We start from the raw sequence: 326 nt of genomic DNA on the forward strand, positions 1-326 counted from the left end.
CTCGGTGGCGACCGCCCTGCGGGCCGCCAGGCCGCCGCTCGGCGGCGACGACGTCCTCGACACGGTGCGCTCGCTCTGCGCCGAACTGGTGGGTGCGGGCCCGCTGGAGCGGCTGCTGGCGGCGCCCGACGTCACGGACGTCCTGGTCAACGGACCGGACGAGATCTGGTTCGACCGGGGCGGCGGCCTGCGCCGGGCCACCGGCGTGCGCTTCACCGACCCGGAGGCGGTGCGCCGGCTGGCCCACCGCCTCGCCACGGCGGCCGGGCGGCGGCTGCACCAGGGCTCGCCCCAGGCGGTCTTGTCCGGGTGGATGTGCGCGTCCA

At 78.2% G+C, this 326-nt stretch carries 1 pseudogene; it reads left to right on the plus strand.

The features are described from left to right. A pseudogene (locus ABD308_RS18215) lies at positions 1–326 on the plus strand (hypothetical protein); the annotation flags it as partial.

This window comes from Kitasatospora putterlickiae (assembly GCF_039527695.1).
GTDB classification, from domain to species: Bacteria; Actinomycetota; Actinomycetes; order Streptomycetales; family Streptomycetaceae; genus Kitasatospora; species Kitasatospora putterlickiae.